Genomic DNA, 502 nt, shown 5'->3' on the forward strand with positions numbered 1-502 from the left:
CTTGCGTCGGCTCTTGCGCCGCCGCCTTCTTGGCGCGCGGCTTGCGCGCCGGCTTCTCGCCGCTCGCGCGCTTATCGAAATCGGCGAGGCGGGTGACGCCATCGGCGACGTAGCCAGCGTCCGGCTTGGTCTCGGCCTTGGGCTCCGGCGTGATGATTGCGGTCTCGGTCTCGGCACGCATGCGCGCGGCGAGCTGATCGGCGAGGGCGTTGTGGTTGGTGTTGTCGATCATGACGCAACTCCAGATGTTGCCTTAGTCTCGACCTGGTCCTGCTCGGCCATGGCCTTGTTGATCGCGGCATCGACCCGCCGCACCATCGCGGCATAGATGTCGTCGCCCGATTGCGAGAGGCTAGAAAGGTTGACGCTGATCTTCATCAGCGCAGCGAGCATGTCCGGCGCAGCTGCGATCAGGCGCGCATTTGCCTCCGCGACATCGCGACCGCGGCGGTTCACAGGGACGATTGCGATCGGTAAATCCTCGTCAATGCGAATGACGAAG

2 protein-coding genes are annotated in these 502 nt (G+C 64.5%); both read right to left on the reverse strand.

Annotated features, from left to right (window positions below; translation table 11 throughout):
- The coding region (locus tag AACY45_RS28045; protein WP_339548726.1) for a hypothetical protein at window positions 1-232 on the reverse strand (232 nt) is incomplete at its 3' end.
- On the reverse strand, window positions 229-502 hold a 274-nt coding region (locus AACY45_RS28050), incomplete at its 5' end, for a hypothetical protein (RefSeq protein WP_339548727.1). The genes AACY45_RS28050 and AACY45_RS28045, both read right to left, overlap by 4 nt.

Origin of the sequence: Pseudomonas sp. RA_35y_Pfl2_P32, assembly GCF_963970735.1 — a bacterium.
In the GTDB taxonomy this organism is placed as follows: domain Bacteria; phylum Pseudomonadota; class Gammaproteobacteria; order Pseudomonadales; family Pseudomonadaceae; genus Aquipseudomonas.